The sequence below is a fragment of the Microbacterium sp. H6 genome, from assembly GCF_003314775.1.
Taxonomy (GTDB): Bacteria; Actinomycetota; Actinomycetes; order Actinomycetales; family Microbacteriaceae; genus Microbacterium; species Microbacterium oxydans.
The window spans coordinates 9865-15698 of record NZ_QOAY01000077.1; the positions used below are offsets into that span (position 1 = coordinate 9865).

Annotated in this window: 5 protein-coding genes; 4 read left to right on the plus strand and 1 reads right to left on the minus strand. The window is 68.3% G+C overall.

Annotated features, from left to right (window positions below; genetic code table 11):
- Positions 1-83: 83 nt before the first annotated feature.
- On the minus strand, positions 84-1004 hold the full coding sequence (locus DSP71_RS05610) for a sugar kinase (protein ID WP_052748658.1): 921 nt from the start codon (positions 1002-1004) through the stop codon (positions 84-86).
- Between the two features lie 163 nt (positions 1005-1167).
- Here DSP71_RS05610 and DSP71_RS05615 point away from each other — a divergent pair, with 163 nt between their 5' ends.
- The 4 genes from DSP71_RS05615 to DSP71_RS23200 all read left to right on the plus strand — a co-directional run.
- Positions 1168-2841 (plus strand): ABC transporter substrate-binding protein, encoded by a 1674-nt coding sequence (locus tag DSP71_RS05615; protein ID WP_058630490.1) that lies wholly within the window; start codon positions 1168-1170, stop codon positions 2839-2841.
- An 86-nt stretch (positions 2842-2927) separates the two neighbouring features.
- The gene (locus tag DSP71_RS05620; protein ID WP_058630491.1) at positions 2928-3932 is read left to right on the plus strand and encodes an ABC transporter permease; all 1005 of its coding nucleotides are present in this window, start codon (positions 2928-2930) and stop codon (positions 3930-3932) included.
- Positions 3933-3966: 34 nt separating this feature from the next.
- Positions 3967-4932, plus strand: a complete 966-nt coding sequence (locus DSP71_RS05625) for an ABC transporter permease (protein ID WP_021199008.1) — start codon at positions 3967-3969, stop codon at positions 4930-4932.
- The coding region (locus DSP71_RS23200) for an ABC transporter ATP-binding protein (RefSeq protein ID WP_258546281.1) at positions 4929-5834 on the plus strand (906 nt) is incomplete at its 3' end. The genes DSP71_RS05625 and DSP71_RS23200, both read left to right, overlap by 4 nt.

Sequence of the window (5834 nt, forward strand, 5' to 3'; positions counted from 1 at the left end):
GGCCCGGCGTCGCAGCTGAGGCCCGGCGTCGCAGCTGAGGCCCGGCGAGAAGCACCGGTGCGAGAAGGCAGGCTCGAGAAGGCTCAGTCGACGTGGTCGCGGGTGCTGACCAGGGCGCGGGTCGCGATGCGATGTCCGCGCGCGAGACTCCCCGTCAGCGAGAGGCCGGTGAGCACCCCGGCGAGGAAGCCGGCCGCGAAGGCATCGCCTGCGCCGATGGTCTCCACCACGGGCGCGTCGAGCGCGTCGCTCTCGGCGGTCTCGGTGCCGTCGAACGCCACGGCACCGCTCGCGTCGGTGATGAGCAGATGGCGCGGGTGGGGGAACAGGGCGCGGATCCGCTGCGGCTCGCTCGTGCCGAACACGGCCTCCGCGTCGGGTCGGGTGCAGAACACGATGTCGGCGCGGGATGCGAAGTCCGCGACGATCCTGCGGCCCTCGGCCTCGCGTCCGAGCCAGAGCGCGGGTCGCCAGTTCACATCGAAGCTGAGCAGGCGGCCGGGGCGTCGCTCCGTGAACAGCGCTTCCTGGGCGGCGAGGGCTGAGGCCGACAACGCGGGTGTGATCCCCGAGGTGTGCACGAGCGCCGCATCGCCGAGGAGTGCGGATGCCACCGGCGTCGTGAGCGTCCGGGGCGACAGGGACGCGGCGGCCGACCCGGCGCGGTAGTAGTGCATGGTGCCGTCGACGGCACCGTCCTCCCGTGCCGACAGCTCCTTCACGTAAAGCCCGGTGGGTGCGTCGCCGTCGACCTCGACCGCGGAGTCGTCGACGCCGTGGGCACGCAGCTCAGCGGTGAGGAAGCGCCCGAAGCCGTCGTCACCGACGCGGGAGAGGACCGACGTGCGCACACCTGCCGACGCCAGAGCGATCGCGGTGTTCCACTCCGCCCCGGCGAGGGAGCGGTGGAAGGTCCGGCAGTCCTCGAGCGGACCCGCGGTGGCGGCGACGAGGGCGACCATGCCCTCTCCGAAGCAGACGGCGAGCGGAGTGGTGTCTGGCACGATCTGGACACTACCGGATCGATGCCGGTCCCGCCGATATCGGATTGCAACCTGGATGCGTTTGGTATCTGAGGATCTGCTGGGTACCGTCGAGTCATCACCGTCACCGAGGCGAGGAAGCCTCGGGACGCGCAAAGAAGCGCCCGACAGGGAAGGTCACACAATGCACCAATCAGTCAAGCGTCGGCGAGGACTCATCGCCGTAACCGGAGCCACGATCGCGGCGCTCGCGCTCGCCGGCTGCGTCGCCAGTGAGCGTGGCGACGAGGGCTCGGAAGGATCGGGCGACGTCGACGGGACGTTCGTGTTCGCTGCGTCCTCGGACCCGGCGAGCCTCGACCCCGCCTTCGCGCAGGACGGCGAGAGCTTCCGCGTCTCGCGCCAGATCTTCGAGGGTCTCGTCGGCACCGAGCCCGGCACCGCCGACCCGGCACCGCTGCTCGCCGAGTCGTGGGAATCGTCCGAAGACGGCATGTCGCACACCTTCGAGCTGAAGAAGGACGTCACGTTCCAGGACGGCACGCCGTTCAACGCCGAGGCCGTCTGTGTGAACTTCGACCGCTGGTTCAACTGGACCGGTCTCGCGGCTTCCGAAGCCTTCGGGTACTACTACAACAAGCTCTTCAAGGGGTACGCCTCCAACGCGGCCGACGCCGTCTACAAGTCCTGCACCCCCGACGGCGAGAACTCGGTGACGATCGAGCTCAACAAGCCGTTCGCCGGCTTCGTCGCCTCGCTCTCGCTCCCGGCCTTCGCCATGCAGAGCCCCTCGGCGATGCAGGAGTTCGGTGCGGATGAGGTCAGCGGTTCCGCCGAGGCCCCGCAGCTGTCCGAGTACGCCATGGGCCACCCGGTCGGCACCGGCCCCTACGCCTTCGACGAGTGGGCGCCGGGCGAGCAGGTCACGCTCAAGTCCTACGACGGGTACTGGGGCGAGAAGGGGCAGATCGACGAGATCATCTTCCGCACGATCGACGACCCGACCGCACGCCGCCAGGCGCTCGAATCCGGCTCGATCGACGGCTACGACCTCGTCGGACCGGCCGACACCAAGGCTCTCGAGGACGACGGCTTCACGATGGTGTCGCGCCCGCCGTTCACGATCCTGTACCTCGCCTTCAACCAGGCGGTGCCGGAGCTGCAGGACCCGAAGGTGCGTGAGGCGCTCTCGTACGCGGTCGACAAGGACGCGCTGATCAGCCAGGTGCTGCCGGAGGGCACGCAGAAGGCCATCGAGTTCGTCCCCGAGGTCGTCAACGGCTACAACCCCGATGTCACGACCTACGACTACGACCCCGAGAAGGCGAAGTCGCTGCTGGCCGAGGCGGGCTACACCGAGGCGAACCCGCTGAAGCTCACCTTCAACTACCCGGTCAACGTGTCGCGTCCGTACATGCCGGACCCCGAGCAGATCTTCACCGTGCTGTCGTCGCAGCTGTCAGAGGTCGGCGTCGAGACCACCCCGGTCTCGGAGGAGTGGGTCGAATACCTCGACCGCACCACCGGCACCTCGGACCATGGCATCCACCTGCTCGGCTGGACCGGTGACTACAACGACACCGACAACTTCGTCGGCGTCTTCTTCGGCCAGCAGAGCTCCGAGTGGGGCTTCGACAACCCCGAGCTGTTCCAGAAGCTGAACGAGGCGCGCGGCGTCTCGAACCTCGAGGACCAGACGGCGCTGTACGAGGAGATCAACGAGATGGTCGCCCAGTTCATCCCCGGTGTTCCGCTCGCGCACCCGGCGCCGACCCTGGCGTTCGACCCGCGCGTGAAGAGCTACCCCGCCAGCCCGGTGAACGACGAGGTCTTCACGGACATCGTCCTCACCAAGTAGGCCTGACCACTTGATACGTCGTTCCCCGGTCCCACCCCTTCGGCGGGACCGGGGAACGACGTACCTTCTGATCGACGGAGATCTTCGTGCTGCGCACCATCGGCAGGCGACTGCTGTTCCTCATCCCCACCCTGTTCGGGCTCAGCATCCTGCTGTTCGCCTGGGTCAGGGCCCTTCCCGGCGGCCCCGCGGTCGCCCTGCTCGGCGAGAAGGCCACACCCGAGGCCGTCGCCAGAGTCAACGAGCTCTACGGCTTCGACAAGCCGCTCATCGAGCAGTACTTCATCTGGATCGGGCGGCTCCTCCAAGGAGACTTCGGAACCTCCATCCAGACCAACCGTCCGGTGACCGAGGAGTTCATGCGGCGCTTCCCCGCGACGCTCGAGCTCAGCGTGATGGCGCTCATCTTCGCGGTCGGCATCGGCATCCCGCTCGGATACTGGGCCGCCCGCCGCCACGGCAAGTTCACCGACCACGCATCCGTGGTGCTGAGCCTGATCGGCATCACCATCCCGGTGTTCTTCCTCGCCTTCATCCTGAAGTACGTCTTCGCGGTGCAGCTGGGCTGGCTGCCGTCGGACGGACGACAGAATCCACGAATAGACGCGACCCATCCCACCGGGTTCTATGTGTGGGACGGCATTATCACCGGAGAGTTCGATGCCGCATGGGATGCGATCCTGCACCTGATCCTCCCGGCGCTCGCGCTGGGTACGATCCCGCTCGCGATCATCGTCCGCATCACCAGGGCCAGTGTCCTGGAGGTGCAGAACGCGGACTACGTGCGCACCGGTCGGGCCAAGGGCGTCGGTGCGCCGACGCTGCGCAACCGCTTCATCCTGCGCAACGCCATGCTCCCGGTGATCACCACGATCGGCCTGCAGACCGGGCTGCTGATATCCGGGGCGGTGCTCACCGAGACGGTGTTCGCCTTCCCGGGCATCGGCTCGTTCCTGGCGAGGGCGATCTTCACCAGGGACTTCCCGGTCCTCCAGGGGTTCATCATCTTCATCGCGATCGCGTATGCGCTGATCAACCTGGCGGTCGACGTCTCCTACAGCTTCATCGACCCGAGAGTGAGGGTCCAGTGATGTCCCTCTCCATCGTCCGAAAGGAGGCGGTCGCATGACCATCGCACTCCCGCCCGCCCAAGGTCCCTCGGCGGAGAGCGGCGGCAGCATCGACACCGTCGCCATCGCCCAGGCCGACCTGAAGAACGGCTCCGGCGGCTTCTGGCGGGATGTGTTCCGCCGCCTCCGCCGCAATCCGACGGCATGGATCGGCGCGGCCATCGTGGTGGCGTTCCTGCTCATCGCCGCTCTCGCACCTCTGATCGCTCCCTACCCGGAGACGGCGCTGCCCGGCGCGAAGTACATCACGCCGACCTACATCCCGGGGCCGGGGGAGCTGCCGCAGTTCCCGCTGGGCCTCGACCGCTTCGGCGGCGACGTGCTGTCCAAGCTCATCTGGGGTGCGCAGGCGTCGCTCATGATCGGTGTCATCTCCACCGCGATGGGCCTGGTCGGCGGCATGATCCTCGGGTTGCTCGCCGGCACGTTCGGCGGATGGGTGGACACGCTCATCATGCGCATCGTCGACATCATCCTGTCGGTGCCGAACCTGCTGTTGGCCGTCTCGATCGCTGCGATCCTCGGGCAGACGCCCTTCGCGATCATGATCGCGATCGGGGCGTCGCAGGTGCCGATCTTCGCCCGGCTGCTGCGCGCATCCATGCTGCAGCAGCGCTCCAGCGACTACGTGCTCTCGGCGCAGACGCTCGGTCTCGGCCGCGGCAAGATCACCATGTCGCACGTGCTGCCCAACGCCATCGGCCCCGTGATCGTGCAGGGGACCCTGACGCTCGCCACCGCCGTGATCGATGCGGCGGCGCTGTCGTTCCTCGGCCTCGGCGGAGGCCGCCCGGAGACGGCCGAGTGGGGGCGCATGCTCACCTACGCACAGGCCGAGCTCGCCATCGCACCCTGGCTCGCCTTCCTGCCCGGCATCTGCATCGCCGTCACGGCGCTCGGCTTCACCCTGCTGGGTGAGGCGCTGCGCGAGGCGATGGACCCACGGACGAGGGCGCGATGAGCGCCGCGAAGGAGAAGCAGATGTCGACCGAGCCGTTGCTGTCGGTCCAGGGCCTCGCCGTGGACTTCGCCACCATGGACGGCGTCGTGCACGCGGTCGAGGGCGTCGACCTCGAGATCCGTCCCGGTGAGACGGTCGCGATCGTGGGAGAGTCCGGTTCGGGCAAATCCACCACCGCGATGGCCATCATCGGGTTGCTCGCCGGGGGAGGCCGGATCGCCTCCGGCAGCATCCGCCTCGACGGGAAGGAGATCTCCCGAGCGCCGGAGAACGAACTGCGCACGATCCGCGGCCGCGACATCGGCCTCGTGCCGCAGGACCCGATGTCGAACCTGAACCCGGTGGCGAAGATCGGCACACAGGTGGCGGAGACGCTGCTCGCGCACGGCCTCGCCACGCGGCAGAACGTGCAGGCGAAGGTGGTCGAGGCCCTGACTGCCGCAGGGCTCCCTGATCCGGCGCGGCGCGCGAAGCAATACCCGCACGAGTTCTCCGGAGGCATGCGCCAGCGGGCGCTCATCGCGATCGGTCTGGCCTGCAAGCCGCGCCTGCTGATCGCCGACGAGCCCACCAGCGCCCTCGACGTCACCGTGCAGCAGACCATCCTCGATCAGATCGGGCAGATGACGCGCGAGCTGGGAACGGCGGTGCTGCTCATCACCCACGACCTGGGACTCGCTGCCGAGCGCGCGGAACGGGTGATCGTGATGCACCGCGGCAAGGTCGTGGAGCAGGGCGATGCTCGGCAGATCCTGGAGGATCCGCAGCATCCGTACACGCAGTCGCTCGTGAAGGCGGCACCCTCGGTGGCGGCGGCCCGTCTGCGGCCGGAGGCGTTCCGGGTGCAGGAGCCGGTGGACTCGGCGACGGACGCTTCGACAGGATCAGCGACCCCCGGGGTT

Coding starts and splice junctions, on each gene's coding strand:
- DSP71_RS05615 (WP_058630490.1), top strand. CDS start 1,168: ATGCACCAATCAGTCAAGCGTCGGCGAGGACTCATCGCCGTAACCGGA.
- DSP71_RS05625 (WP_021199008.1), top strand. CDS start 3,967: ATGACCATCGCACTCCCGCCCGCCCAAGGTCCCTCGGCGGAGAGCGGC.